This window comes from Pseudomonas sp. CFBP 8771 (assembly GCF_014841695.1).
GTDB classification, from domain to species: Bacteria; Pseudomonadota; Gammaproteobacteria; order Pseudomonadales; family Pseudomonadaceae; genus Aquipseudomonas; species Aquipseudomonas baltica.
On sequence record NZ_JACYUJ010000002.1, the window covers coordinates 64,119 to 88,902 of the forward strand.

At 63.2% G+C, this 24,784-nt stretch carries 24 protein-coding genes; 10 read left to right on the top strand and 14 right to left on the bottom strand.

Going from position 1 to position 24,784, the window contains the following annotated elements; genetic code table 11:
• Window positions 1-990, top strand: a complete 990-nt coding sequence (locus IFT80_RS04850) for an ABC transporter ATP-binding protein (protein ID WP_192053882.1) — start codon at window positions 1-3, stop codon at window positions 988-990.
• 24 nt (window positions 991-1,014) lie between these two features.
• Window positions 1,015-1,668, top strand: a complete 654-nt coding sequence (locus IFT80_RS04855) for an HAD family hydrolase (protein ID WP_192136894.1) — start codon at window positions 1,015-1,017, stop codon at window positions 1,666-1,668.
• On the opposite strand, the gene IFT80_RS04860 is transcribed toward IFT80_RS04855, so the two are convergent.
• Complete coding sequence (locus tag IFT80_RS04860; RefSeq protein WP_192136895.1) at window positions 1,656-2,252, bottom strand: tRNA-uridine aminocarboxypropyltransferase; 597 nt, start codon at window positions 2,250-2,252, stop codon at window positions 1,656-1,658. The two genes, IFT80_RS04855 and IFT80_RS04860, sit on opposite strands and share 13 nt — an antisense overlap.
• A 147-nt stretch (window positions 2,253-2,399) precedes the next feature.
• On the opposite strand from IFT80_RS04860, the gene IFT80_RS04865 reads away from it, so the two are divergent.
• Complete coding sequence (locus tag IFT80_RS04865; protein WP_192136896.1) at window positions 2,400-2,858, top strand: FAD/FMN-containing dehydrogenase; 459 nt, start codon at window positions 2,400-2,402, stop codon at window positions 2,856-2,858.
• Between the two features lie 11 nt (window positions 2,859-2,869).
• Here the strand turns inward: IFT80_RS04865 and IFT80_RS04870 are convergent, their stop codons facing one another.
• Window positions 2,870-4,195 (bottom strand): ATP-binding protein, encoded by a 1,326-nt coding sequence (locus IFT80_RS04870; RefSeq protein WP_192136897.1) that lies wholly within the window; start codon window positions 4,193-4,195, stop codon window positions 2,870-2,872.
• The gene (locus IFT80_RS04875) at window positions 4,192-4,875 is read right to left on the bottom strand and encodes a response regulator (RefSeq protein ID WP_122479207.1); all 684 of its coding nucleotides are present in this window, start codon (window positions 4,873-4,875) and stop codon (window positions 4,192-4,194) included. The genes IFT80_RS04870 and IFT80_RS04875 overlap by 4 nt, the downstream gene beginning before the upstream one ends.
• Before the next feature lie 483 nt (window positions 4,876-5,358).
• Between IFT80_RS04875 and IFT80_RS04880 the strand changes: the two genes are divergently transcribed.
• Window positions 5,359-6,174, top strand: a complete 816-nt coding sequence (locus tag IFT80_RS04880) for a TlpA disulfide reductase family protein (RefSeq protein WP_192136898.1) — start codon at window positions 5,359-5,361, stop codon at window positions 6,172-6,174.
• Window positions 6,175-6,559: 385 nt separating this feature from the next.
• On the opposite strand, the gene asd is transcribed toward IFT80_RS04880, so the two are convergent.
• The 5 genes from asd to leuC all read right to left on the bottom strand — a co-directional run bounded on the left by asd (window position 6,560) and on the right by leuC (window position 11,831).
• Window positions 6,560-7,672, bottom strand: coding sequence for an aspartate-semialdehyde dehydrogenase (gene asd / locus IFT80_RS04885; RefSeq protein ID WP_122479209.1), 1,113 nt, complete (start codon window positions 7,670-7,672; stop codon window positions 6,560-6,562).
• Between the two features lie 66 nt (window positions 7,673-7,738).
• Window positions 7,739-8,821, bottom strand: coding sequence for a 3-isopropylmalate dehydrogenase (gene leuB / locus IFT80_RS04890; RefSeq protein WP_192136899.1), 1,083 nt, complete (start codon window positions 8,819-8,821; stop codon window positions 7,739-7,741).
• Between the two features lie 58 nt (window positions 8,822-8,879).
• Entirely contained in the window at window positions 8,880-9,638 is a 759-nt protein-coding gene (locus IFT80_RS04895) for a class I SAM-dependent methyltransferase (RefSeq protein ID WP_192136900.1), read from the bottom strand.
• 121 nt (window positions 9,639-9,759) lie between these two features.
• On the bottom strand, window positions 9,760-10,401 hold the full coding sequence (gene leuD, locus IFT80_RS04900; RefSeq protein ID WP_192136901.1) for a 3-isopropylmalate dehydratase small subunit: 642 nt from the start codon (window positions 10,399-10,401) through the stop codon (window positions 9,760-9,762).
• On the bottom strand, window positions 10,398-11,831 hold the full coding sequence (gene leuC / locus IFT80_RS04905; protein WP_192053873.1) for a 3-isopropylmalate dehydratase large subunit: 1,434 nt from the start codon (window positions 11,829-11,831) through the stop codon (window positions 10,398-10,400). The genes leuD and leuC overlap by 4 nt, the downstream gene beginning before the upstream one ends.
• A 136-nt stretch (window positions 11,832-11,967) precedes the next feature.
• Between leuC and IFT80_RS04910 the strand changes: the two genes are divergently transcribed.
• Window positions 11,968-12,879 carry a LysR family transcriptional regulator gene (locus IFT80_RS04910; RefSeq protein WP_122479214.1) on the top strand — a complete coding sequence of 304 codons (912 nt, stop codon included), beginning with the start codon at window positions 11,968-11,970 and terminating at the stop codon, window positions 12,877-12,879.
• On the opposite strand, the gene IFT80_RS04915 is transcribed toward IFT80_RS04910, so the two are convergent.
• Window positions 12,856-13,650, bottom strand: coding sequence for a PhzF family phenazine biosynthesis protein (locus tag IFT80_RS04915; protein ID WP_192136902.1), 795 nt, complete (start codon window positions 13,648-13,650; stop codon window positions 12,856-12,858). The genes IFT80_RS04910 and IFT80_RS04915 overlap by 24 nt on opposite strands.
• Before the next feature lie 93 nt (window positions 13,651-13,743).
• Window positions 13,744-14,214: a Cys-tRNA(Pro) deacylase gene (gene ybaK / locus IFT80_RS04920; RefSeq protein ID WP_185793884.1), complete on the bottom strand. Its 471-nt coding sequence runs from the start codon at window positions 14,212-14,214 to the stop codon at window positions 13,744-13,746.
• 296 nt (window positions 14,215-14,510) lie between these two features.
• Here ybaK and IFT80_RS04925 point away from each other — a divergent pair, with 296 nt between their 5' ends.
• The 4 genes from IFT80_RS04925 (at window position 14,511) to glpD (ending at window position 19,569) form a co-directional block, all read left to right on the top strand.
• Window positions 14,511-15,350: an MIP/aquaporin family protein gene (locus IFT80_RS04925; RefSeq protein ID WP_185793885.1), complete on the top strand. Its 840-nt coding sequence runs from the start codon at window positions 14,511-14,513 to the stop codon at window positions 15,348-15,350.
• Between the two features lie 55 nt (window positions 15,351-15,405).
• Window positions 15,406-16,908, top strand: a complete 1,503-nt coding sequence (gene glpK / locus IFT80_RS04930) for a glycerol kinase GlpK (RefSeq protein WP_122479712.1) — start codon at window positions 15,406-15,408, stop codon at window positions 16,906-16,908.
• Between the two features lie 125 nt (window positions 16,909-17,033).
• Window positions 17,034-17,789, top strand: coding sequence for a DeoR/GlpR family transcriptional regulator (locus IFT80_RS04935; protein WP_043187404.1), 756 nt, complete (start codon window positions 17,034-17,036; stop codon window positions 17,787-17,789).
• Window positions 17,790-18,030: 241 nt separating this feature from the next.
• Complete coding sequence (gene glpD / locus IFT80_RS04940; protein ID WP_192136903.1) at window positions 18,031-19,569, top strand: glycerol-3-phosphate dehydrogenase; 1,539 nt, start codon at window positions 18,031-18,033, stop codon at window positions 19,567-19,569.
• A gap of 67 nt (window positions 19,570-19,636) precedes the next feature.
• Here glpD and IFT80_RS21755 read toward each other — a convergent pair whose 3' ends face one another.
• From IFT80_RS21755 to IFT80_RS04955, 4 genes are all read right to left on the bottom strand, one after another.
• Window positions 19,637-19,762: a PA1414 family protein gene (locus tag IFT80_RS21755; protein ID WP_286916280.1), complete on the bottom strand. Its 126-nt coding sequence runs from the start codon at window positions 19,760-19,762 to the stop codon at window positions 19,637-19,639.
• 149 nt (window positions 19,763-19,911) lie between these two features.
• Complete coding sequence (locus IFT80_RS04945; RefSeq protein ID WP_192136904.1) at window positions 19,912-20,838, bottom strand: DMT family transporter; 927 nt, start codon at window positions 20,836-20,838, stop codon at window positions 19,912-19,914.
• A 229-nt stretch (window positions 20,839-21,067) separates the two neighbouring features.
• The gene (locus tag IFT80_RS04950) at window positions 21,068-21,460 is read right to left on the bottom strand and encodes a transcriptional regulator (RefSeq protein WP_185793888.1); all 393 of its coding nucleotides are present in this window, start codon (window positions 21,458-21,460) and stop codon (window positions 21,068-21,070) included.
• A 141-nt stretch (window positions 21,461-21,601) separates the two neighbouring features.
• Complete coding sequence (locus tag IFT80_RS04955; protein ID WP_163007604.1) at window positions 21,602-22,945, bottom strand: DEAD/DEAH box helicase; 1,344 nt, start codon at window positions 22,943-22,945, stop codon at window positions 21,602-21,604.
• A gap of 183 nt (window positions 22,946-23,128) precedes the next feature.
• Here IFT80_RS04955 and IFT80_RS04960 point away from each other — a divergent pair, with 183 nt between their 5' ends.
• On the top strand, window positions 23,129-24,394 hold the full coding sequence (locus IFT80_RS04960) for a mechanosensitive ion channel family protein (protein ID WP_192136905.1): 1,266 nt from the start codon (window positions 23,129-23,131) through the stop codon (window positions 24,392-24,394).
• The last annotated feature ends 390 nt before the right edge of the window (window positions 24,395-24,784 follow it).

The following is a 24,784-nucleotide window of genomic DNA, read 5'->3' on the forward strand; positions in this document are numbered from 1 at the left end:
ATGAGCTTCGTCAGCGTCGAAAGACTGGATAAGCGCTACGGCACTACCGAAGTATTCAGCGATATCAGCTTCACCGTCGAGCGAGGCGAATTCATCACCCTGCTCGGGCCCTCCGGCTGCGGCAAGTCGACCCTATTGCGCGCCATTGCCGGGCTGACCCCGATCAATGCCGGCACAATCCTGCTCGATGGCCAAAACCTTGCTCCGCTTGGCCCGCAGAAGCGCGATATCGGCATGGTCTTCCAGAGCTATGCCCTGTTTCCCAACATGAACGTGGAACAGAACGTCGCGTTCGGCTTGCGCATGCAAAAGGTCAAGGGCGCCGAAAGCACACGCCGCGTGGCCGAGGTACTGGCGCTGGTGGAGCTGGGTGAGTTTGCCGGGCGCTATCCCCATCAGTTGTCCGGCGGCCAGTGCCAACGGGTCGCCCTGGCCCGCTCGCTGGTCACCCGCCCGCGCCTGTTGCTGCTCGACGAGCCCCTGTCGGCCCTGGATGCACGTATCCGCAAGCATCTGCGCGAGCAGATCCGGCAGATCCAGCGGGAACTGGGCCTGACCACGATTTTCGTCACCCACGACCAGGAAGAGGCGTTGACCATGAGCGACCGCATCTTCCTGATGAACAAGGGTCGTATCGTCCAGAGCGGCGATGCGCAAAGTCTGTACACGGCGCCGGTCGATGCGTTCGCTGCCGGTTTCATCGGCAACTACAACCTGCTCGATGCCGCCCAGGCCAGCGCCCTGCTGCAGCGGCCGATCCACACCCGCGTGGCGATTCGCCCGGAAGCCATCGAACTGGGGATTGACGGTGCCCTGGACGGCGAGATCCGCAGCCATAGCCTGCTGGGCAACGTAATCCGCTACCGGGTGCAGGCCCACGGCGTGCAGTTGCTGGTGGACGTGCTCAACCGTACCGCCGCCGACCTGCTGCCCGACGGCCAAAGGGTGTCCCTGACGATTGGGCCCGACGCACTTTGTGAGGTAGCCTGAGCGTCTTTCCACGGGAGGTTCCACATGGCTCTAGCGATTTTCGATCTCGACGAAACCCTGATCCACGGCGATTGTGCTTCGCTCTGGAGCGAACAGATGGGTCGCCTCGGCTGGGTCGATCCCGAGTCCTTCATGCGCCGCGACCACGAGCTGATGCAGGCCTACAACGACGGTCGGCTGGCCATGGAAGACTACATGGCGTTCAGCCTGGAGCCGATGCTCGGGCGCACGCCGGAAGAGGTCGAACACCTGGTCGAGCCGTGGGTGGAAGATTTCATCGAGCCGATCATTTTCAGCGACGCCACCCGCACCATCGCCGCCCACCGCGCGGCCGGTGACCGCATCCTGATCATTTCCGCCTCGGGCATTCACCTGGTCGGGCCCATCGCGGCGCGGCTGGGCGTCGACGATGTGCTGGCCATCGAGCTCGAGCTCAAGCACGGCACCTACAGTGGCAATACGGTGGGCGTACTGACCTACCGCGAGGGCAAGATCAAGCGCCTGCGCGAATGGATGCACGACGAGGGTGAAACCCTGCAAGGCGCAAGCTTCTATTCGGACTCACGCAACGACCTGCCGCTGCTGCTGGAAGTACCGTCGCCTCATGCGGTCAACCCCGACCCGGTGCTGCGCGAGCATGCCGAAAAGGCCGGCTGGCCGATCCATCAATGGCGCTGATGGTTGCGCCGATAGACCTCTTCGCCCATGGCAGCGATCTGCCCGTCGATGAGCGCGTCGAAAGGCTTGAGCAATGCCTGGAAGGATGCCGGTGATTCGAGCACTTCCAGCGCCTGGGTGATGGCTTCGAGGGTCGATAATGCGCCGGGGCCGGGTGCCTTGCGCAAGCGATAGCGCGAAGGCTCGGCGGTTGCCAACTGAACCCTGGGCAATGCGGCCAGTAACGGATTGAGGTGCAGCAGTTTGCGTGCCTTGCGCCAGGTACCATCCGGTACCACCAGTAGCCTGGGCTGGGCGCAGGGCTGGTAAGCGCTCAATGCTTCGCTGTGTTCCCCGGGAAACAGCAGGCAGGGCTGATAGCCCGGCTGGGCCAGCCACCGGGACAGGTCTTCGAAGATTTCGCCGACTCTGATTTCGCACTGCTGCAGGCCCAACGCAGCCAGGCGCGCGGTGTTGAGGGCGTGATCGACCTCGCTGGGGTGCTGCAGGATCAGCACCCGCGTATGGCTGGGCAGGTTCGGGATCAGGGCGCACAGGCAGTGGGCCAGGGGGCGGTGGCAGCGCGGGCATTGGGGTCTGGACATGCGCAATTGTGCCACGGCGCGGCGAACAGGCAACACCTTGCTCGATCGACCAGCACGGAAAAAGTCACCCATGGTGCCGCTAAACCTTTGTACCCACGTGGCCGATCCGCTCTAATGTAAACCCCACTGTCCCAGGACCTTGCCGCAATGAAATACTGCTGCGCATTACTTCTCAGCTTGCTGTCCCTTACTGCCCAGGCCACGGAGATCGGTGAACGCCTGGGTCCGTGGACCCTGCTCGACCAATTCGAACAACCCTACTCGCTCAGCGACCAGACCCAGTTGATCATCGTCGCACGCAGCATGGACGCCGCCCAGTTGATGGGGACTGCCATGGAGAAGCGGCCCAAGGAATTTCTCGAATCACGGCATGCGGCCTACATCGCGGATATCGAGCACATGCCTTCGGTGGCCAAGTGGATCGCCATCCCGGGCATGAAGAAACTCAACTACCGCATCCTGCTGGACGAAGAAGGCCGGGTGGCGCCGCGCTACAACGGTGATCGGGAAACCGTGCAGTGGTTGGAACTCAAGGATGGCGTAGTGGTGGACATCAAGACCTTCAATGACCCGCAGCAACTGGCCAGCGCGCTCTCGGCGCGCTGAGCCACTGCCGCTCACACCGGCCGGACCGGAATCCTGAAAATGGCGCGCAGGCCGTCTTCGCCACTGTCGAAGTCCAGGCTACACCCGCAACGCTGGGCGATGGCCTGAACGATCGCCAGGCCCAGCCCGCAGCCGGCACTGGCGCGGCTGCGCCAGAAACGCTGGGTAAGGTGTTGCAAATCTTCGGCACCGATGCCAGGGCCGAAGTCGCGCACCGTGAAGCAGACCCAGCCAGGCTCGGTGGCCAGCGTCAGCCACACCGGCGCCCGCTCGGGGCTGTGCCGCAGGGCGTTGTCGATCAGGTTGCGCAGCGCCTGTACCGCGAGGGTCGACGGCATGCCCAACGCAATCGACGGCAACTGCGGCGGCATGTGCAACTCGACCCGCCAACGATCCGTCTGACTGGCATCGCCGATGGCCAGGCGCGCCACATGTTCGGCACTGCACGGTGCGCCATCGTCGAACGACAGACTGCCCTCGACTCGCGCCAGCAGCAGCAACTGCTCGAGCGTGCGCTGCAGCCGGTCGGCGCCTTCCTCGGCGTGCGCCAGAGCCTGCTCATGGGCAAGGCCGGTGGTCATGCGGGCCACCTGCAAGTGGGTCTTGATCGCGGTCAGCGGGCTGCGCAACTCATGCGCCGCATCGCCTGTCAGTTGTCGTTCGCGCTCGAGGGTGCGACCGATGCGCAGAAACAGCTGGTTCTGGGTGTCCAGCAACGGCTGCAGTTCGCTGGGCAGCGACTTCAGCACCAGCGGGTCGAGGGCATCGACATCGCGCTTGCGCAGCGCCTCGCACATCCGGTTGAGAGGCGCCAGGCCCTTGCCGATACCCAGCCAGAGCATCGCGATGCTGCCGAGCAGGGCCATGAGCACCGGCGCGGAGGCAGCCAGCATGACCGAACGGTTCAAGGCTTCGCGTTCCAGTTCGCGGTCGGCGGTGGTGATTCGCACATCGTCACGGGCCAGGGTAAAACTGCGCCAGTGCTCGCCATCGATGGCCTGATCGTGAAAACCGGTGCGCTGATCGTCCAGCACCTGGTCGGCATTGCTGTGGCTGCGGGCAAGGATTTCGCCGCGCAACGAGCTGATCTGGCAGGCGATGCCATCAGGAATGCTCCATTGGTCGGCACTGAAGCGGGTGCCTTCGCCCTGTGCCGCAAGCGGTTGCGGCAAACGGTCTACCATGCCGGCGACCATGCGTGCCGAGGCCACCAGACGCTGGTCCAGAGAGAACATCATCTGGCTGCGCAGATCGCGGAACATCCAGGTGGCGGCGAGTGCCCAGATGACCACGAAGGCCGCGCCGAGGATCAGGCTCAAACGCAGACGCAGGCTCATGGGGCCTCTTTTGGTTCGGTGTGGGCCGGGCCCAGGCGGTAGCCCAGCCCGCGGACGGTTTCGACGATGCCGTTACCCAGCTTTCGGCGCAGGTGGTGAATGTGCACGTTCAATGCATTGCTTTCCACTTCGTCACTGAAGCCGTAGACGCTGTCCTTGAGCTGTTCGCCGGAGAGGACGCGGCCGCGGTTCTGCAGCAGGGCGTACAGCAGCGCCTGTTCGCGGCGGGACAGGTCGATGGCCTGGCCGGCCAGCCAGGTCTGCCGGGTGCTGGGATCATGCTGCAGCGGGCCATGTTCGATCATGTTCAAGGTGCGGCCAGCCACGCGGCGCTGCAGGGTGTGCAGCCGCGCGCACAGTTCGCGCAGGTCGAAGGGTTTGAGCAGGTAGTCGTCGGCGCCTGCCTGCAACCCGGCGACCCGGTCGCTGACGCTGTCGCGGGCGGTCAATACCAGCACCGGCAGAGCCACCCCACGCTGGCGCAGGCGGTGGAGCAGTTTGATACCGTCTTCGTCGGGCAGACCCAGATCCAGCACCAGCACATCGAAGCTGGCTGCCTGCAGCATGGCCTGCGCGGCCGAGGCGGTGGCCACCCGGTCGACGTTCAGCCCCTGGGCATTGAGCCCGGCGACGATGCCGCTGGCGATCAGGTCGTCGTCTTCGCAAAGCAATACGTGCATGACAGCGCTCGAAGAATAAAGGCCGCACAGTGACGGGCCGTGATTAACACAACATTATGCCCCTGATACAGGGTAGGAGCGGTCATTGGCCGCGAAAAACGCACCGCGGTGCATCTGTGCGAACTGCACTGGCCCTTCGCGGCCACGGACCGCTCCTACAATGCGCTGAACAGCGCCCCCCTGTAGGAGCGGCCATCGGCCGCGAAGCTGGCGCTGCGGTCTGTCTGATATACCGTGCCGCCCTTTCGCGGCCACGGACCGCTCCCACAATGCGCTGAACAGCGCCCCCCTGTAGGAGCGGCCATCGGCCGCGAAGCTGGCGCTGCGGTCTGTCTGATATACCGCGCCGCCCTTTCGCGGCCACGGACCGCTCCTACAGGGAGATATCGAGTGCACACAGTGACAGTGGCCTGGAGCTGGTTAACCATCGGTTAACCTTGATGCAGCCATACTTGTCGGATCACTTCATCAGGATCTGTTGTCATGCTGAGCCTTGCCGTAGGGCCTTTCGCCCTTTCCCTGCATCACCTGCTGATATTGCTGGCGCTGGGCTTGGCCAGCCTCGTGGGCTGGCAGCTGGCGCGCAAGGGGTTTGGCAGCAATCCAGAAGCGCTGATATTTCGCCTGTTCCTGCTGTGCCTGGTGGTCGCGCGCGGGGCTTTCGTGCTGCGCTATTGGGCGCAGTATCGGCAGGATCTCTGGCAGATTCCCGATATCCGCGACGGTGGCTTCCTGCTGTGGCCCGGGCTGGCGGTCAGCGGTCTGACGGCGTTGGTGTATGCCTGGCGGCGCCCGTTAATACGCCGCACGCTGGGCTGGAGCCTGGCCAGCGGCCTGTTGTTCTGGACGCTCGCCAGCGTCGGCAGCCACGGGTATCAGCAGGCGCGGCACTCGCAGTTGCCCGAGGTCACCTTGCACACCGCCACAGGCCAACCCGTAGCGCTGCGCAGCTACGATGGCAAACCTATGGTAATCAACCTCTGGGCAAGCTGGTGCCCACCCTGCAGACGAGAAATGCCTGTGCTGCTGGAAATGCAGAAACTTCACCCCGAGGTGCGTTTTCTGTTCGTGAACCATGGCGAAACCGCGCAGATCGTGGCGAGCTTCGCCGGGACGACGGGGCTGGATTTGACTCAGGTGCTATTCGACAGCCAAGGCGAACTGGGCCGCGCGCTGGGTTCGGTCGCGCTGCCGACCACGCTGTTCTACAGCAGCGAAGGAAAGCTGCTGGGCAGCCATCTCGGCGAATTGTCGAAAGCCAGCCTGCAGCATGCGCTGGAAACCTTTCCAGCCCAATAAGCACACCACCCCACCACAACCCCCGTAGCAGCGGCGCAAGCCGCGTCGGCGGTGGATGCGGCAATCCTGGACGAACGCGTTGGATCCGGACGCGGCTCGCGCCGCTGCTACAGAGATCCAACCCCCCGTAGCAGCGGCGCAAGCCGCGTCGGCGGTGGATGCGGTAATCCTGGACGAACGCGTTGGACCCGGACGCGGCTCGCGCCGCTGCGACAGAGATCTAACCCCCCGTAGCAGCGGCGCAAGCCGCGTCGGCGGTGGATGCGGTGATCCTGGACGAACGCCGTTGGACCCGGACGCGGCTCGCGCCGCTGCTACAGAGATCTAACCCCCTGTAGCAGCGGCGCAAGCCGCGTCGGCGGTGGATGCGGTCACGCTGGAGGAATCAGCGCTCCAGCAGGATCCGCAGCATGCGACGCAGCGGCTCGGCGGCGCCCCACAGCAGTTGGTCGCCGACGGTGAACGCGCCCAGGTACTGCGAGCCCATGTTCAACTTGCGCAGGCGCCCGACCGGGATGTTCAGCGTGCCGGTAACCTGTGTAGGCGTGAGTTCCTGCATGCTCGCTTCGCGGCTGTTCTGCACCAGCTTGACCCATGGGTTGTGCTGGCTGATCAGCCCTTCGATGTCCGCCATCGGCACGTCCTTGTTCAGCTTGATGGTCAGCGCCTGGCTGTGGCAGCGCATCGCACCGATACGCACGCAGATACCATCCACCGGGATCGGGCTCTTGAACCGTCCAAGAATCTTGTTCGTCTCGGCCTGGGCTTTCCACTCTTCACGGCTCTGCCCATTCGGCAGTTCCTTGTCGATGTAGGGGATCAGGCTGCCAGCCAGTGGCACACCGAAGTTCTCGGTCGGGTAACCCTCGCCACGCATGGCTTCGGCGACCTTGCGATCGATGTCGAGAATGGCGCTGGCCGGGTTGGCCAGGTCATCGGCAACCGAGGCATGGGTGCTGCCCATCTGCCTGATCAGCTCGCGCATGTTCTGTGCGCCGGCGCCCGAAGCCGCCTGGTAGGTCATGGCACTCATCCACTCCACCAGACCGGCCTCGAACAGCCCGCCCAGGCCCATCAGCATCAGACTCACGGTGCAGTTGCCACCGATGTAGTTCTTGGTGCCGGCATCCAGTTGCTGGTCGATCACCCGGCGGTTGACCGGGTCGAGCACGATCACTGCGTCATCCTGCATGCGCAGGCTGGAAGCCGCGTCGATCCAGTAACCCTGCCAGCCGGCCTCGCGCAGCTTGGGGAATACCTCGCTGGTGTAGTCGCCACCCTGGCAGGTCAGAATCACGTCGAGTGTCTTCAGCTCTTCAATGCTGTAGGCATCCTTGAGCGGGGCAATGTCCTTGCCGACCGCCGGGCCCTGGCCGCCGACATTGGAAGTGGTGAAAAACACCGGCTCGATCAGATCGAAGTCCTGCTCTTCCAGCATCCGCTGCATAAGCACGGAACCGACCATACCGCGCCAACCGATCAGACCTACACGTTTCATCGCAACTACACCTTCTTGAAAAGTGGGCCGCTGCTGTCGATGGAAAGTCGCAGCGGGCCCAAGAGATTACAGATTCCGCAGCGCGGCGACTACTGCATCGCCCATTTCCTGCGTACCGACCCGTGTGGTGCCCTCAGACCAGATGTCGCCGGTGCGCAAGCCCTGATCCAGCACCAGGCTGACCGCCTGCTCGATGGCAGCGGCAGCATCGTGCTGGTTGAAGCTGTAACGCAGCATCATCGACACCGACAGAATGGTCGCCAGCGGGTTGGCGATGCCTTGCCCGGCGATGTCCGGCGCCGAACCGTGGCAGGGCTCGTACATGCCCTTGTTGTGGGCGTCCAGCGAGGCCGAAGGCAACATGCCGATGGAGCCGGTAAGCATCGACGCCTCATCGGAAAGAATGTCGCCGAACAGGTTGTCGGTGACCATCACGTCGAACTGTTTCGGCGCGCGCACCAACTGCATCGCGGCGTTGTCGACGTACATGTGGCTCAACTCGACATCGGGGTAATCCTTGCCGATCTCCTCGGCTACTTCACGCCACAGCTGGCTCGACGCCAATACGTTGGCCTTGTCCACCGAGCACAGCTTCTTGCCGCGCACCTGGGCCATGTCGAAGCCGACGCGCACGATGCGGCGGATTTCGCTCTCGCTGTACGGCAGGGTGTCGTAGGCCTGGCGCTCGCCGCCTTCCAGCTCGCGCATACCACGCGGCGCGCCGAAGTAGATGCCGCCGGTCAGCTCACGGACGATGAGGATGTCCAACCCGGCAACGATTTCCGGCTTCAGGCTGGAAGCATCGGCCAGTTGCGGGTAGAGAATGGCAGGACGCAGGTTGGCGAACAGGCCCAACTGCGAGCGAATCTTCAGCAGACCGCGTTCCGGGCGAATATCGCGCTCGATCTTGTCCCATTTCGGCCCGCCCACCGCGCCCAGCAGCACCGCGTCGGCGGCACGGGCACGTGCCAGGGTCTCGTCGGCCAGCGGCACGCCATGCTTGTCGATGGCAGCGCCGCCGATCACGTCGTGGGCCAGTTCGAAGCCCAGCTGGAACTTGGCGTTGGCCAGTTCCAGCACCTTGACCGCTTCGGCCATGATTTCCGGGCCGATGCCGTCGCCTGGGAGAATCAGAATCTGCTTGCTCATGCGTTCCTCGTTAATTCCGGTAATACGGCATGCCCTCGGGCGGGCCGTGAATGAATGCTCAACGCTGGGCCCACAACACCAGCACGTCGGTACTGAACGAGCCATTGTCGTCGATCTGGTAATACTCGCGCACCTCGGCGCCCACGGCTTGCTGCAAGGCGCGGATGGCCGCGCGCATGACCTCGGGCGTGCGCATGCGCTCGACCCACGAGGCGTATTCAAGGCGCAGGCGCTGGCGAGTGTGCCCGCGTACCTGCAGGCCCGCTTCATTGACCTGGCTCAGCCATTCGCCGGCACTGTAGTCGCGCACATGGCTGGTGTCGCGCAGCACTTCGACACTTTGCAGATGGGTATCGAGCAGCGGGCTGCCCGGCGACATCACGTCGATGAAGCAGGCCACGCCACCGGGTTTGAGCACACGGCGCACTTCGCGCAGGGCCAGGCCGAGGTCGCTCCAGTGATGCGCCGAATAGCGGCTGAACACATAGTCGAAGGCGGCGTCGGCGAACGGCAGCCGCTCGGCCGGGCCGAGTTCGGTGCTGACATTGCCCAGCCCCCGCTCGCTGGCAGCGCTGGCGACCACGTCGAGCATCTGTTGCGACAGATCATAGGCCACCACCTGCTTGACCAGTGGCGCGCAATGAAAACTGACGTGGCCGGCGCCACACCCCAGGTCCAACAGCCGAGCCTGGGACTGGCCCGCCAGCTCCGCCTGAAGCAGCGCAAATTCCGCGCCCTGGGCGTGAACGGTGCTGCTCAGGTAGGCCGAAGCCTGTTCACCGAACTGTTTCTGCACGACTTGGGTGTGCTGGGTCATGGGCTAGGCTTCCTTGTGCCTGGGTTTTCGGTGGCCTTGCGGGCCTCTTCGCTCGTAGAGGACTCGCCGCCCATGTGGGAGCGGGCTCTGCCCGCGAAGAGGCCAAACCTGCCTACATCAATCAATCACGAAACAACCAAGGCTGGCTGGCCCGATGCTTGGCCTCGAACGTCGCAATCGCCTCACCGTCCTGCAAGGTCAGGCCGATATCGTCCAACCCATTCAACAGGCAGTGCTTGCGAAACTCGTCGATCTCGAAGCTGTAGACCTTGCCGCTCGGGCTGGTCACGCTCTGGGTCGCCAGGTCCACGGTCAACTGGTAACCCGGCGCGGCCTCGACTTCCTTGAACAGCTCATCGACTTGCTCATCACTGAGGATGATCGGCAGCAAGCCGTTCTTGAAGCTGTTGTTGAAGAAGATATCTGCATAGCTCGGCGCGATCACGGCGCGAAAGCCATACTCATCCAACGCCCACGGCGCATGCTCGCGGCTGGAACCGCAACCGAAGTTCTCCCGCGCCAGCAGCACGCTGGCACCTTGGTAGCGCTGGTGATTGAGGACAAAATCCTTGTTCAATGGACGCTTGGAATTGTCCTGGTAAGGCTGACCGACATCCAGGTAGCGCCATTCGTCGAACAGGTTCGGGCCAAAGCCGGTGCGCTTGATCGACTTCAAGAACTGCTTGGGAATGATCTGGTCGGTGTCGACGTTGGCACGATCCAACGGAGCGACCAGGCCGGTGTGTCGAGTGAAGGCTTTCATGCTGCGTCCCCCTGGATCAATTCACGAACGTCGACGAAACGACCGACGACGGCGGCTGCGGCGGCCATGGCCGGGCTGACCAGATGGGTACGCCCACCGGCGCCCTGGCGGCCCTCGAAGTTGCGGTTGGAGGTCGATGCGCAGTGCTCGCCCGACTCCAGCCGGTCCGGGTTCATCGCCAGGCACATGGAGCAGCCCGGCTCACGCCATTCGAAGCCCGCCTCGAGGAAAATCTTGTCCAGGCCTTCGCGCTCCGCTTGCGCCTTGACCAGGCCCGAGCCTGGCACGACGATGGCCTGCTTGATGGTCGAGGCCACCTTGCGGCCCTTGGCGATCACTGCGGCGGCGCGCAAGTCTTCGATGCGTGAATTGGTGCACGAGCCGATGAACACGCGGTCGAGCTGAATGTCGGTGATCGCCTGATTGGCGGTCAGGCCCATGTATTTCAGCGCGCGCTCGATGGAACCGCGCTTGACCAGATCCGACTCGCGCGCCGGGTCCGGCACGTTCTGGTCAACGGCCAGGACCATTTCCGGCGAGGTCCCCCAGCTGACCTGCGGCTTGATCTGCGCGGCATCCAGGCGCACCACGGTGTCGAAGTGGGCATCGGCGTCGGACACCAGCCCTTTCCACGACTCCACCGCCTTGTCCCAATCGGCGCCGCTGGGCGCGAACGGCCGACCCTTGACGTAGGCGACGGTCTTTTCATCGGCAGCCACCAGCCCCACGCGGGCGCCGGCCTCGATGGACATGTTGCAGATTGTCATGCGGCCTTCCACCGACAGGTCGCGAATGGCGCTGCCGGCAAACTCGATGGCATGGCCATTGCCGCCGGCGGTGCCGATCTTGCCGATCACGGCCAGCACGATGTCCTTGGCGGTCACGCCAAACGGCAAGGTACCTTCGACCAACACCTGCATGTTCTTCATTTTCTTGGCCACCAGGCACTGCGTGGCGAGCACGTGCTCGACCTCCGAGGTACCGATGCCATGGGCCAGGGCACCGAAGGCACCGTGGGTCGAGGTATGCGAATCGCCGCAGACCACGGTCATGCCGGGCAAGGTCGCGCCCTGCTCCGGGCCGATGACATGGACGATACCCTGGCGTACGTCGTTCATCTTGAATTCGGTGATGCCGTACTCGTCGCAGTTGTCGTCCAGGGTCTGCACCTGCAGACGCGACACCTGGTCGGCGATCGCGCCGATGCCGCCCTTGCGTTCCGGGGTAGTCGGCACGTTGTGGTCGGGCGTGGCAATGTTGGCGTCGATGCGCCACGGTTTGCGGCCGGCCAGGCGCAAGCCTTCGAACGCCTGGGGCGAAGTCACTTCGTGGATGATGTGACGGTCGATGTAGATCAGCGCCGAGCCATCGTCGCGCTGCTTGACCAAATGCGAATCCCAGAGCTTGTCGTAGAGCGTTTTGCCGGCCATCAGACGTTTCCTCATCAGTCTTGCTGTCTTTTCTATGCCTATAACCGCTTGGCTTGTAGGGGTGATGCTATGAGGTTATCTTGAATAACTCAAATTCATAATTTTCATACTTTGGATAACCAAAAGGAATTCGCGCATGGACCTGGCCAGTCTCAATGCCTTTATAGCCATCGCCGAAGTGGGCAGTTTTTCCAGGGCCGGGGATCGGCTGCACCTGACTCAGCCGGCGATCAGCAAACGCATCGCCGGGCTGGAATCGCAGCTGGGCGTGCGTTTGTTCGATCGCCTGGGCCGCGAAGTCAATCTGACCGAGGCCGGCCGGGCCCTGCTGCCCCGCGCCTACCAGATTCTCGATGTGCTGGAAGACACCCGCCGCGCCCTGACCAACCTGAGCGGCGACGTGACGGGCCGCCTGACCCTCGCCACCAGCCACCACATCGGTCTGCACCGATTGCCCTCGCTGCTGCGCACCTACACGCGGATGTACCCCAAGGTCGCCCTGGACATCCAGTTTCTCGATTCGGAAGTGGCCTATGAGGAGATCCTGCACGGACGTGCGGAGCTGGCGGTGATCACCCTGGCGCCAGAGCCCCATCACCTGGTGCGCTCGGTCCCGGTGTGGCATGACCCGCTGGATTTCGTCGCCGCCCCGGAACATCCACTGGCCCTGCAGGCGGTGGTAAAGCTGAGCGATATCGCCGAACATCCGGCGGTGTTTCCGGGCGGCAATACCTTCACTCACCACATCGTCAGCCGCCTGTTCGAGGCGCAAGGCCTGAGCCCGAACATCGCCATGAGCACCAACTACCTGGAAACCATCAAGATGATGGTGTCGATCGGCCTGGCGTGGAGTGTGCTGCCGCGCACCATGCTCGACGAGCAAGTGGCGCGCTTCCAGCTACCCGGTGTGCAGCTGAGCCGCCAGCTGGGTTATATCCTGCACACCGAACGGACCCTGTCGAATGCGGCGCGGGCCTTCATGGCGCTGCTCGACGACCAGGCCGGCACACTGGCTTCGGCGCAATCAGGGCTGGGCACCGAGCAGTAGCCGGCCGCTGCTGATCAACGTGGCGTAGCCGCCGATCTTGACTCGTTCGCCTTCCATCCGGCAAAACAGCTCGCCACCCCGCGCCGAGCACTGGTAGGCAGTGAGGCTGGTCTTGACCAGACGCCTCGACCAGTACGGGATGAGGCTGCAATGGGTGGAGCCGGTTACCGCGTCCTCGTCGATGCCGATGGCAGGTGCGAAGTAGCGCGAAACGAAGTCCTGATGGTCACCCCGGGCGGTAATGATCACCCCAGGCCAGGGCAAGCGTGCCAGTGCCGCCATGTTCGGGCGGCACTGGCGTACCGCCTGCTCCGACTCCAGCAGGACGAACAGCGACGCCGCCGCCATTACGTCGACCGCTTCGCAACCCAAGGCACGCTCAACCTCCAGGGTCAGACCCAACTGCTCCTCGGGCATCATCGCCGGGAAGTCCAGCCACAGCCGGTCGCCCTCGCGGCTGACGGTAAGGTTGCCCGAGCGGCTGGCGAATGACAGGCTCGACGCTGTCTCCCCATAGACATGAAACAGCACGTAGGCGCTGGCCAGGGTGGCATGGCCACACAAGGGCACCTCGGTGCGCGGGGTGAACCAGCGGATGTGCCAGCCCTGCGCTTCGCGAACCAAAAACGCGGTCTCCGCCAGATTGTGCTCGGCGGCGATCTTCTGCATCAGCTCGTCGGCCAGCCAGCTGTCGAGGCGGTAGACCATTGCCGGGTTGCCAGCAAAAGGCTGTTGGGTAAACGCATCGACCTGATGGAAATCCAGTTGCATGGCAATCCTCGCTGTTGCGGAAAGGGGTGGCGGCCAAGCCTTCTGGCTATCGGCGTTCGACTCGTCGAGTCGATGAATAATTTCCTTGGTGCATCAAGGGCGGCCGATATCGGCGAAGCGACCCTGGGTGTGCTCGGCCAGCAGCTGCGGCGCCAGCTCGACTTCCAGCCCGCGCCTGCCGGCGCTGACGAACATGCTGGGCAATGCCTCGGCGGTTTGGTCGATGAAGGTCCGCAAGCGCTTCTTCTGCCCCAGCGGGCTGATCCCGCCCAGCAGATACCCCGTGGCTCGCTGCGCAGCCTGCGGATCTGCCATCTCGCATTTCTTCACGCCGGCCGCATGCGCGAGCGCCTTGAGATCCAGGGTGCCGGTCACCGGCACCACTGCCACCAGCAGCTCGCTTCTTTCGCTCGCCGCCAGCAGGGTCTTGAACACCCGCGCGGCGGTCAGACCGAGCTTTTCCACCGCTTCCAGCCCATAGGAAGCTGCCTTGGGATCGTGTTCATAGGCATGCACTCGATGCTCGGCGCGGTGCTTCTTCAAGAGGTCCAGGGCGGGGGTCATGCAGGGACTCCAGACAAATAAAAAACATGCCCGGCATTAGGACACAGGCGGGCAAGCCACGCCAACCGTGGCTTTGCCGGAAATGCGCGGAAAAGTTCGCAGGCAATGAACGAACTCGTTCGCTTTCGACCTTTGACAGCGGCGTTTCTTGTCTATATTTTTTCGTTTGTGAAGATAGGCACGATAGTACAATGTGCTCGAAGGCTGTACTGCGACGTGCGATGGGGATCGTACGACGACAGATTCCAGGCGCCGAAAACGGCGTCAGACAAAAAAAACAATTGGGGTAATACACGATGACCGCACAGCAACAACCGACCCTGTCGGGCCAGTGCACTGCCGAGTTTCTCGGCACCGCACTGCTTATCTTCTTCGGCACAGGCTGCGTCGCGGCGCTCAAGGTCGCAGGTGCCAGCCTCGGCCTGTGGGAAATCAGCATCATCTGGGGCGTCGGCGTGAGCATGGCGATCTACCTGACGGCGGGCGTGTCCGGTGCCCATCTGAACCCTGCGGTCAGCATCGCCCTGTGCCTGTTCGGCGGCTTCGAGAAACGCAAGCTGCCCTTCTACATTCTGGCTCAGGTGGCAGGCGCGTTCTGTTCCGCAGCACTGGTCTATACCCTCTACAGCAGCCTGTTCTTCGATTACGAACAAACCCACGGCATCGTCAGGGGCACGCAAGCGAGCCTCGAAACGGCGAGCATCTTCTCCACCTACCCCCATGCGGCGCTGTCTATCGGTCAGGCCTTTTTAGTCGAGATGGTCATCACCGCCATCCTGATGGCGGTGATCATGGCCCTGGGCGACGAGCACAATGGTCTTCCGCGCGGGGCCATGGCGCCCCTGCTGGTGGGCTTGCTGATCGCCGTGATCGGCAGTGCCATGGGGCCGCTGACCGGCTTTGCCATGAACCCGGCCAGGGATTTCGGTCCAAAGCTGATGACGTTCATCGCCGGCTGGGGTGAAATAGCCTTCACCGGTGGCCGCACGATTCCCTATTTCATCGTTCCCATCGTGGCGCCGATCGTAGGTGCCTGCCTGGGCGCCGGCGCGTACCGGGTACTGATCGCACGCCATTTGCCAAACTCGAACAACGGGTCGGCCGAAGCGTCCGCATCGAAGGTGCAGGCCTCCTGAGCCTGCACAAACACCACATTCCGCATTTATTGCACACTTGCGCAAGGCCATCGACATGACCGATACCGACAACAAGAACTACATCATTGCCCTGGACCAAGGTACCACCAGCTCCCGGGCGATCATTTTCGACCGCGACGCCAATGTCGTCGGCACCTCGCAGCGCGAATTCGTCCAGCACTATCCGCAGGCCGGCTGGGTCGAGCACGACCCGATGGAAATCTTCGCCACCCAGAGCGCGACCATGGTCGAGGCCTTGGCCCAGGCCGGGCTGAGCCACGCCCAGGTTGCGGCCATCGGCATCACCAACCAGCGTGAAACCACCGTGGTGTGGGACAAGAACAGCGGTCGCCCGATCTACAATGCCGTGGTCTGGCAGTGCCGACGCAGCACCGAGATCTGCCAGCAGCTCAAGCGCGACGGCCTGGAAGACTACATCAAGCAGACCACCGGCCTGGTGGTCGACCCGTACTTTTCCGGCACCAAGCTGAAATGGATCCTCGACAACGTCGAAGGCAGCCGCGAGCGCGCACGCAACGGCGAGCTGCTGTTCGGCACCGTCGATAGCTGGCTGATCTGGAAATTCACCGGCGGCAAGGTGCACGTCACCGACTACACCAACGCCTCGCGCACCATGCTCTTCAACATCCACACCCTGGAGTGGGACGAGAAGATGCTGCAGACCCTGGACATCCCGCGCGAGATGCTTCCAGAGGTCAAGTCGTCGTCGGAAATCTACGGCCATACCAAGAGCGGCATCGCCATTGCCGGGATCGCCGGCGACCAGCAGGCCGCCTTGTTCGGCCAGATGTGCGTCGAGCCTGGCCAGGCCAAGAACACCTATGGCACCGGCTGCTTCCTGCTGATGAACACCGGCAAGAAGGCCGTGACGTCGCAGCACGGGATGCTCACCACCATCGGCTGCGGCCCGCGTGGCGAGGTGGCCTATGCCCTGGAAGGCGCCGTGTTCAACGGCGGCTCGACCGTGCAGTGGCTGCGCGACGAACTGAAAATCGTCAACGACGCCTACGACACCGAATATTTCGCCAGCAAGGTGAAGAACACCAACGGTGTCTACCTGGTCCCGGCGTTCACCGGCCTGGGCGCGCCCTACTGGGACCCCTATGCCCGTGGCGCACTGTTCGGCCTGACCCGCGGCGTACGCGTCGACCACATCATTCGCGCGGCGCTTGAGTCGATTGCCTACCAGACCCGCGACGTGCTCGACGCCATGCAACAGGATTCCGGCGAGCGCCTGAGCGCCCTGCGCGTGGACGGCGGCGCGGTGGCCAACAACTTCCTCATGCAGTTCCAGGCCGACATTCTCGGCACTCCGGTGGAGCGTCCGCAGATGCGCGAAACCACGGCCTTGGGTGCCGCCTACCTGGCGGGCCTGGCGTGCGGCTTCTGGGGCAGCCTGGATGAGTTGCGCGGCAAGGCCGTGATCGAGCGTACCTTTGAGCCTCTGCTCGACGAAACCGGCAAGGAAAAACTCTACGCAGGCTGGAAAAAGGCCGTTGAACGCACCCGTGACTGGGAACCGCACGAAGAGCAGTGACCGAGTGAACGCGCAGACCGGCCAGTTCCGGCCTGCGCAAGTGCGGTCCATGGAATCACTTCTGGCGATGGGGCCCGTTCCTGCGGCATCATGCATGCTTTTGCATGGCAGCCAAAGGAAGCCCCATGAACCTGCCTCCCCGCCAACAGCAGATCCTCGAACTGGTACGCGAACGCGGCTATGTCAGCATCGAGGAAATGGCCCAACTGTTCGTCGTGACGCCGCAAACCATCCGGCGTGACATCAACCAGCTGGCCGAGGTCAATCTGCTGCGTCGCTATCACGGTGGCGCCGCCTACGATTCGAGCATCGAAAACACGGCCTACGCCATGCGTGCCGACCAGATGCGCGACGAGAAACAGCGCATCGCCGAGGCGATTGCCGCCCAGATCCCCGACCACGCCTCGCTGTTCATCAATATCGGCACCACCACCGAATCCATCGCCCGCGCCCTGCTCAACCACAGCCACCTGAAGATCATCACCAACAACCTGCACGTGGCCTCGATCCTCAGCGGCAAGGACGACTTCGACGTACTGCTGGCCGGCGGCAACGTACGCCGTGACGGCGGCGTGGTGGGCCAGGCGAGTATCGACTTCATCACCCAGTTCAAGGTCGACTTCGCCTTGGTCGGCATCAGTGGTATCGACGAAGACGGCAGCCTGCTGGACTTCGACTATCAGGAGGTTCGCGTCAGCCAGGCGATCATTGCCAATGCGCGCCAGGTCATTCTGGCCGCCGACTCGAGCAAGTTCGGCCGCAATGCCATGGTCCGCCTGGGCCCGATCAGCCTGATCGACTGCCTGGTCACCGATCAGCCACCCGTGCCCGCCTTGCTGCAATTGCTGCAACAACACAAGATCCGCCTCGAGATCGTCTGACCCTGTGGCAGCGGCGCAAGCCGCCCTGCCCGTCCACAATCCCCACCTGGCAACGCCCACGGCGCATCAGCTTCGCTTCTGATGTTCGTATTTCTTCGCTTTGACCCCCTTCGATCAACAATTTCAATCATTTTCGACTGGCTAAGCCCTTCGTATTGGGCTAGTATTTTCGAAATTGAACATTGATGTTCGAATTCAAAGCACTCATTCGAACGCTCCTTGATAAACGCAGGAGGCTGCCATGCCCCATTCGACCTTGCCCCGCCAACCGCTGGCTGAAATCTACGACGTCGCCGTGATCGGTGGTGGCATTAATGGCGTGGGGATTGCCGCCGACGCTGCCGGGCGTGGGCTTTCCGTGTTTCTCTGCGAGAAGGACGACCTGGCCAGCCACACCTCTTCGGCCAGCAGCAAGCTGATCCACGGCGGCCTGCGTTATCTGGAACACCACGAATTTCGCCTGGTACGCGAAGCATTGGCCGAACGCGAAGTGTTGCTGGCCAAGGCTCCGCACATCGTCAAGCCCATGCGTTTCGTCCTGCCGCACCGGCCCCATCTGCGTCCTGCCTGGATGATCCGCGCCGGGCTGTTCCTCTACGACAACCTGGGCAAGCGAGAAAAGCTGCCTGGCTCGCGCAGCCTGCGCTTCGGCGCCGACAGTGCGTTGAAGCCGGAAATCACCCGCGGTTTCGAATATTCCGACTGCTGGGTCGACGACGCTCGCCTGGTGGTACTGAACGCCATGGCAGCGCGAGAAAAAGGCGCACACATCCATACCCGCACCCGCTGTGTCGACGCGAAGCGTGTAGACGGTGTGTGGCAGGTCAATCTGCAGTGCGAGGACGGCAGCACGTTCACCCTCAAGGCGCGCGCGCTGGTCAATGCGGCCGGACCCTGGGTAGCGAAGTTCATTCGTGACGACCTGCAGTTGCAATCCCCATACGGCATCCGCCTGATCCAGGGTAGCCACCTGATCGTGCCACGCCTGTACGAAGGCGAGCAGGCGCACATCCTGCAGAACGAAGACCAGCGCATCGTCTTCACCATCCCGTACCTGGATCGCTTCACCATCCTGGGCACCACCGACCGTGAATACACGGGCGACCCGTCCAAGGTGGAGATCACCGACGCCGAGGCCGACTACATTCTCAAAGTGGTGAACGCCCACTTCAAGAAACAGGTCAGCCGCAGCGATGTGGTGCGCACCTATTCGGGCGTTCGCCCGCTGTGCAACGACGAGTCGGACAACCCATCGGCCATCACCCGCGACTACACCCTGTCGCTCAGCGGCGGCCAGGGCGAGGCGCCGATCCTTTCGGTGTTCGGCGGCAAGTTGACCACTTACCGCAAGCTGGCCGAGTCGGCCATGGCACAGTTGAAGCCATTCTTCGCGCAGATGCGCGGTAGCTGGACGGCGACCAGTGCCCTGCCCGGTGGCGAAGACATGAGCACGCCGCAGGCCCTGGCTCAGGACATGCGGGTGAAAGCTCCCTGGCTGCCAAACGGCCTGGCCGAGCGTTGGGCGGTCAGCTACGGCAGCCGCAGCTGGCGCTTGATCGAAGGTGCACAGTCGGTAGCCGATCTTGGCGAGGAATTGGGCATGGGGCTGTTCAGCCGCGAAGTCGATTACCTGTACGAGCAGGAATGGGCCACCCGCAGCGAAGACGTGCTGTGGCGTCGCAGCAAGCTGGGGCTGTTCGTCGATGATGCGGCCGCGCTTCGCCTGGATGCTTACCTGGCGAAAGTCGACGCCAGCCGGGCCAATACCCAGGCGGCTTGAGCGCTGTCAGCAACGAAAAACGCCCCGTAAGGGGCGTTTTGCATGGCGCGCGACGGGCCCGGAGGGCTCAGCGCCGAGGGCGCTGCCGAGGCCGGTGGTTGTCGGCCGGGATAGGCACAGGCTGTGGTGGCGGCGGCACCAGCCCCAGTGCGACAGCCAGATCGTGGAGCCAGTTGTACAAGTTACCGTTCATATCGCCCCCCTTCAGGGAAAAGCCCGAACGACGGTCATGGTCCGTCGCTTCTGTTCGATCATAGCGCTAAGCGACGTAGGATGCATTCACGCACTTGTGTCGAAAAGTCGCAGTCCTACGTATTGATCATCTGCCAGGCAAGTAATTCATTACCTTATCCACGTTCGTAATCGTCGGCGCACCCACTGCTCGGCGCTGACCAAGGTGATGCCCAGCAGTACGAACAGCGCGCCCAGAATGAAATTCACGCTCAGCGGTTCGCCCAGCAGCAGCACACCGAACGTCACGCCGAACAGCGGGGTCATGAACGAGAACACGGCCAGATTGGACGCCAGGTAGCGTCGCAGCAGCCAAAACCAGATCAGGAAGCTGGCGAAAGACACCACCACCCCTTGGAACAATACGCTGGCGATGCCGACCGGGGTAAAACTGACCTGCGTGAACTGCCCCGTGGCCAGGGCGATGAGCAACAATCCGATCACGCAGACGATCAGCTGGTAGAACAGCGTCAGCGTCACGGGTGCTTCGGAGAGGCGCGAGGTGCGCACCACCACCGTGGTCGCGCCCCAGCACAAGCCTGCCATCACGCCCAGTGCATCACCCAGCAGTATGCGTCGGTCCAGATGTTGCCAGGAAATTCCGCCGGCGAAAGCGAAGGCGATACCGCTGAACGCCAGGGCAATGCCCAGCCATTGCAGGGGCCGCAGGCGCTCTCCGGGTAGCAGGGCGTGCAAGCCAAGCGCCGTGAACACCGGGGCGGTGTAGAGAAAGACCGACATGTGCGCTGCCGAGGTCAGCTTCAGGCCTTCGGCGATGAACAAGAATTCCAGCCCGAACAGTGAACCGGCCAGCAGCCCGGCGCGCCAGGTGTAGGGCATGTGCGCCCAGCCCCCGCGCCAGCACATCAGTGCGGCCACCAGGACCGCGGAAATGCCCGAGCGCATGGCCGCCTGCATCACCGGGGCGATATCGGGTGCGGCCCACTTTATGGTGACCTGCTGGATACCCCAGATCAGGCACAACCCGAGCATGACCTTGAGCGCGAATCCATCGGGTTGACGGCGTTCGATGCTCATCGGCGAATTGACCACGACATGACGATGGCTTCAGGCAATGAGGAATCGCCAGTGTAACAAGCCACGCGTCACAAGGCTTTCGCGGCGGAAGGTTGCGCTCACACAGGCACACCATGTCGCCTGCTTCGCGGCCGCGGACCGCTCCTACATCGGCACACCGTATTCCGCCCTTGTAGGAGCGGTCAGCGGCCGCGAAGAGAGCAACACGGTTTCAATCCATGCCAAAGGCTCAGACAATCTGCGGCTTACTGGCCAACTCATCGAAGGTGGCCGGGTCCAGCGCATCGTCCTGCTCGTCGAGCACTTCCAGCCCGTGATCGTTGTCGGGGATGCTGCTGTCGAGCAGGCTCAGCAGGCTGGAGCCACGCATCGTCAACTGGAAATTGCGGCCCGTGCCACCTTCGCTGTCAGGACGCTGCTCAATGAACCCGCGCTCCAGCAACAGCTTCTCATAGTCGCGGGCCTGGGTTTGCAACTGGTCGACAGCAGCAGGCGTGTCACCCTGAGCGGTGGCTGCATCGGCGTGGTCCTGGGCATAGCGGTGCGGGGTGAAATCCTGATTGGCGCCGTTCTGCACTTCGTGCAACAGCCGTTCGATCAACTGCCAGTCGTAAGTGGTCATCCGGAAGAACCTCCAACACATGAGTGAAAGGGCTTGCCAGGTATGGGACCGGGTGGGTGCGGGGGAGTTGCGCGAAGACAGCTTTGCGGGGTGTTTTGGCAGGTCTGGCCTCCGCCGGGAAGCCAGCCTGCCTGGCGCAGTTTACTCGCTGACAGCCGGCTTGCGACGCTTGAGCGGTGCCAGTCCGTCCTGGCTTACCAACGCCGGTGCATCGGCCTTGGGACGGTTGACGCTCTTGCGCTTGGTCGGGCCCTTGGCAACGCTTTTCTTGTCGCCTTTTTTGTCTTTGTCGGTCTTTTTCTTCTTCACGCCGACCGCCTTGCCCGACGCCTTGACCTTCTTCGGTCCGCCGTAGGTACCTTTGACTTCCTTGATCACCCGGCGCTCGAAGGTCTGCTTGAGGTAGCGCTCGATGCTGGACATCAAGTTCCAGTCACCGTGGCAGATCAGCGAGATCGCCAGGCCTTCGTTGCCGGCGCGGCCAGTCCGGCCGATGCGGTGCACGTAGTCATCGCCGCTGCGCGGCATGTCGAAGTTGACCACCAGGTCCAGGCCGTCGACGTCCAGACCGCGCGCCGCCACATCGGTAGCCACGAGGATTTTCACGCCGCCCTGCTTGAGGCGATCGATGGCCAGCTTGCGGTCCTTCTGGTCCTTGTCGCCGTGCAGCACGAACGCCTTGTATTCCTGCGCCACGAGGCGCCCATAGATACGGTCGGCCATGGCCCGGGTGTTGGTGAAGACGATTGCCTTCTGGTACGTCTCGTTGGCCAGCAGCCAGTTGAGGATCTGCTCTTTGTGGACGTTGTGGTCGGCGGTGACGATCTGCTGGCGAGTGCCCTCGGCCAGTTGGCTGACGTTGTTGATCAGCAGGTGCTCGGGATCCTTCAACACCTTGCCGATCATGTCGCGCAGCCCGGCACCGCCGGTGGTGGCCGAGAACAGCAGGGTCTGTTCACGCTGGCCGCACTCGTCGCTCAGGCGCGTCACGTCTTCGGAGAAGCCCATGTCGAGCATGCGGTCGGCTTCGTCGAGCACCAGCACCTCGACCTTCTTGAGGTCCAGGTTGCCGGCGTTGAGCTGTTCCAGCAGGCGGCCAGGGGTGCCGATGAGGATATCCGGTACCTTGCGCAGCATGGCTGCCTGCACCTTGAAGTCTTCACCGCCGGTGATCAGGCCCGCCTTGATGAAAGTGAACTGGCTGAAGCGCTCCACTTCCTTCAAGGTTTGCTGGGCCAGTTCGCGGGTCGGCAACAGGATCACCACGCGAATGTCGACGCGCACCTTGGCCGGGCCCATCAGGCGGTTGAGAATCGGCAGGACGAATGCGGCAGTCTTGCCGCTGCCGGTTTGCGCCGTCACCCGCAGGTCGCGCCCTTGCAATGCCAGGGGAATGGCGGCCAGCTGCACCGGCGTCGGCTCGACAAATTTCAGCTCGGCGACGGCTTTGAGCAGGCGTTCATGCAGGGCGAATTGGGAAAACACGGGTGTTACCTCGACGGAGTACATAAATTCGACTGCATAGGGTACCGGTTTGCGCACGATTAGCCGAATTTCTTTACCCGTAAGTCGGTAAATTGCGTGCAAATCTTTCCAGGCGTGGCGATTGCCCCACTCGATGGGCTTTAATCCCCGCCCCTTTTCAATCCGGGAGCTGCACGCCACCCCATGAACATCGAATCGCTCTGGCACCAAACCGTCACGTTCATCACTGGCCTGGACGACCAGCCGGTCCTGCAGGCCGGTGTGTCGCTGTTCCTGCTGCTGATCGCCGCCTTCGCCCTGGGCCGATTGGCGCGCTTCCTTACCCTGCACGCGGTCAAGCTGCTCAGTCGCCGGCCATCGCTGCACTGGCTCAACGACTTTTTGCACAACAAGGTCTTCCATCGCCTGGCGCAAATGACGCCGTCGCTGGTGGTGCAGTTCAGTCTGGGCTTGATCCCGGTGCTGAGCGACAACAGCAAGCACGTGATCGGCAACATCGCGCTGGGCTTCACCATCCTGTTCCTGGTGCTGGCCCTGGGGGCCCTGCTCAATGCACTGATCGACATCTATGCGCGCACCGAGCACGCCCGCACCCGCTCGATCAAGGGCTACGTGCAACTGGCCAAGATGATCCTGTACATCTTTGGTGCCATCATCATCGTCGCCACGTTGATCGACCGCTCGCCGCTGTTGCTGCTGTCCGGGCTGGGCGCCATGTCGGCGGTCATCCTGCTGGTCTACAAGGACACCCTGCTGTCGTTCGTGGCCAGCGTGCAGTTGACCAGCAACGACATGCTGCGCGTCGGCGACTGGATCGAGATGCCCCAGGTGGGCGCCGACGGCGACGTCGTCGACATCACCCTGCACACCGTGAAGATCCAGAATTTCGACAAGACCATCGTCTCCATCCCCACCTGGCGGCTGATGAGCGAGTCGTTCAAGAACTGGCGCGGCATGCAGCAGTCCGGCGGACGGCGCATCAAGCGCAGCCTGCACATCGACGCCAGCGGCATACGCTTTCTCGACGAACAGGAGCAATTGCGCCTGACCCAGATTCGCCTGCTCAGCGGCTACGTCAGCAGCAAGCAGGCCGAACTCAAGGCGTGGAACGCGGCGCAGGGCGAGGTCGCGGAACTGTCGGCCAACCAGCGGCGCATGACCAACCTGGGGACTTTCCGCGCCTACGCGCTGGCGTATCTCAACGCCCACCCGGACATCCAGCCGAACATGACCTGCATGGTCCGTCAGATGGAAGCCACCGCCGAGGGCGTGCCGCTGGAAATCTACTGCTTCACCCGCACCACGGCGTGGGCGGAGTACGAACGGATTCAGGGCGATATCTTCGATTACCTGCTGGCCGTGCTGCCGGAGTTTGGCCTGAGCGTCTACCAGAAGCCCAGCGGCGCCGATCTGCGCGGCGGGTTGGTGGCGGTGACCGGTCCGCACTGAACGCAACCCCGTTCGTAGGAGCGGTCCGTGGCCGCGAAGGGCGCACCGCGGTGTGTCAGGTACCACACGGTGCGCCCTTCGCGGCCGATGACCGCTCCTACGGGATGCCGCAGCCCCTGTGGGAGCGGGCTCTGCCCGCGAATGAGCCGCCGCGGTGAATCAGGGACTGCGCGGTGTGCCCTTCGCGGTGTGTCAGGCACTGCGCGGCACGCCCTCCTCGGCCGATGACCATGTGGCGGAAAACCACGATCAGTTCTCATGTTCGCGCGCCCGCAGCCGAAACGCTTGAGACCACCGTTATCGGCGCAACTCGATGGCCGCCATCCGGTGCTCGCCCCCAGTCCGACCTGCTGCCTGACAGCGCTGCCGCATCCCCAGCACGGCGCCTGG

Excerpts from the sequence above, each read along its gene's own strand:
- IFT80_RS04915 (WP_192136902.1), bottom strand. The coding sequence starts at position 13,650 with ATGCAACTGGATTTCCATCAGGTCGATGCGTTTACCCAACAGCCTTTT.
- IFT80_RS21755 (WP_286916280.1), bottom strand. The coding sequence starts at position 19,762 with ATGAACGGTAACTTGTACAACTGGCTCCACGATCTGGCTGTCGCACTG.
- IFT80_RS04865 (WP_192136896.1), top strand. The coding sequence starts at position 2,400 with ATGAAATACTGCTGCGCATTACTTCTCAGCTTGCTGTCCCTTACTGCC.
- glpD (WP_192136903.1), top strand. The coding sequence starts at position 18,031 with ATGCCCCATTCGACCTTGCCCCGCCAACCGCTGGCTGAAATCTACGAC.
- glpK (WP_122479712.1), top strand. The coding sequence starts at position 15,406 with ATGACCGATACCGACAACAAGAACTACATCATTGCCCTGGACCAAGGT.
- leuD (WP_192136901.1), bottom strand. The coding sequence starts at position 10,401 with ATGAAAGCCTTCACTCGACACACCGGCCTGGTCGCTCCGTTGGATCGT.
- IFT80_RS04935 (WP_043187404.1), top strand. The coding sequence starts at position 17,034 with ATGAACCTGCCTCCCCGCCAACAGCAGATCCTCGAACTGGTACGCGAA.
- leuC (WP_192053873.1), bottom strand. The coding sequence starts at position 11,831 with ATGGCCGGCAAAACGCTCTACGACAAGCTCTGGGATTCGCATTTGGTC.
- IFT80_RS04895 (WP_192136900.1), bottom strand. The coding sequence starts at position 9,638 with ATGACCCAGCACACCCAAGTCGTGCAGAAACAGTTCGGTGAACAGGCT.
- IFT80_RS04950 (WP_185793888.1), bottom strand. The coding sequence starts at position 21,460 with ATGACCACTTACGACTGGCAGTTGATCGAACGGCTGTTGCACGAAGTG.
- IFT80_RS04855 (WP_192136894.1), top strand. The coding sequence starts at position 1,015 with ATGGCTCTAGCGATTTTCGATCTCGACGAAACCCTGATCCACGGCGAT.
- IFT80_RS04850 (WP_192053882.1), top strand. The coding sequence starts at position 1 with ATGAGCTTCGTCAGCGTCGAAAGACTGGATAAGCGCTACGGCACTACC.
- IFT80_RS04910 (WP_122479214.1), top strand. The coding sequence starts at position 11,968 with ATGGACCTGGCCAGTCTCAATGCCTTTATAGCCATCGCCGAAGTGGGC.
- IFT80_RS04960 (WP_192136905.1), top strand. The coding sequence starts at position 23,129 with ATGAACATCGAATCGCTCTGGCACCAAACCGTCACGTTCATCACTGGC.
- IFT80_RS04875 (WP_122479207.1), bottom strand. The coding sequence starts at position 4,875 with ATGCACGTATTGCTTTGCGAAGACGACGACCTGATCGCCAGCGGCATC.
- ybaK (WP_185793884.1), bottom strand. The coding sequence starts at position 14,214 with ATGACCCCCGCCCTGGACCTCTTGAAGAAGCACCGCGCCGAGCATCGA.
- IFT80_RS04925 (WP_185793885.1), top strand. The coding sequence starts at position 14,511 with ATGACCGCACAGCAACAACCGACCCTGTCGGGCCAGTGCACTGCCGAG.
- IFT80_RS04880 (WP_192136898.1), top strand. The coding sequence starts at position 5,359 with ATGCTGAGCCTTGCCGTAGGGCCTTTCGCCCTTTCCCTGCATCACCTG.
- IFT80_RS04945 (WP_192136904.1), bottom strand. The coding sequence starts at position 20,838 with ATGAGCATCGAACGCCGTCAACCCGATGGATTCGCGCTCAAGGTCATG.
- asd (WP_122479209.1), bottom strand. The coding sequence starts at position 7,672 with ATGAAACGTGTAGGTCTGATCGGTTGGCGCGGTATGGTCGGTTCCGTG.
- leuB (WP_192136899.1), bottom strand. The coding sequence starts at position 8,821 with ATGAGCAAGCAGATTCTGATTCTCCCAGGCGACGGCATCGGCCCGGAA.
- IFT80_RS04870 (WP_192136897.1), bottom strand. The coding sequence starts at position 4,195 with ATGAGCCTGCGTCTGCGTTTGAGCCTGATCCTCGGCGCGGCCTTCGTG.
- IFT80_RS04860 (WP_192136895.1), bottom strand. The coding sequence starts at position 2,252 with ATGTCCAGACCCCAATGCCCGCGCTGCCACCGCCCCCTGGCCCACTGC.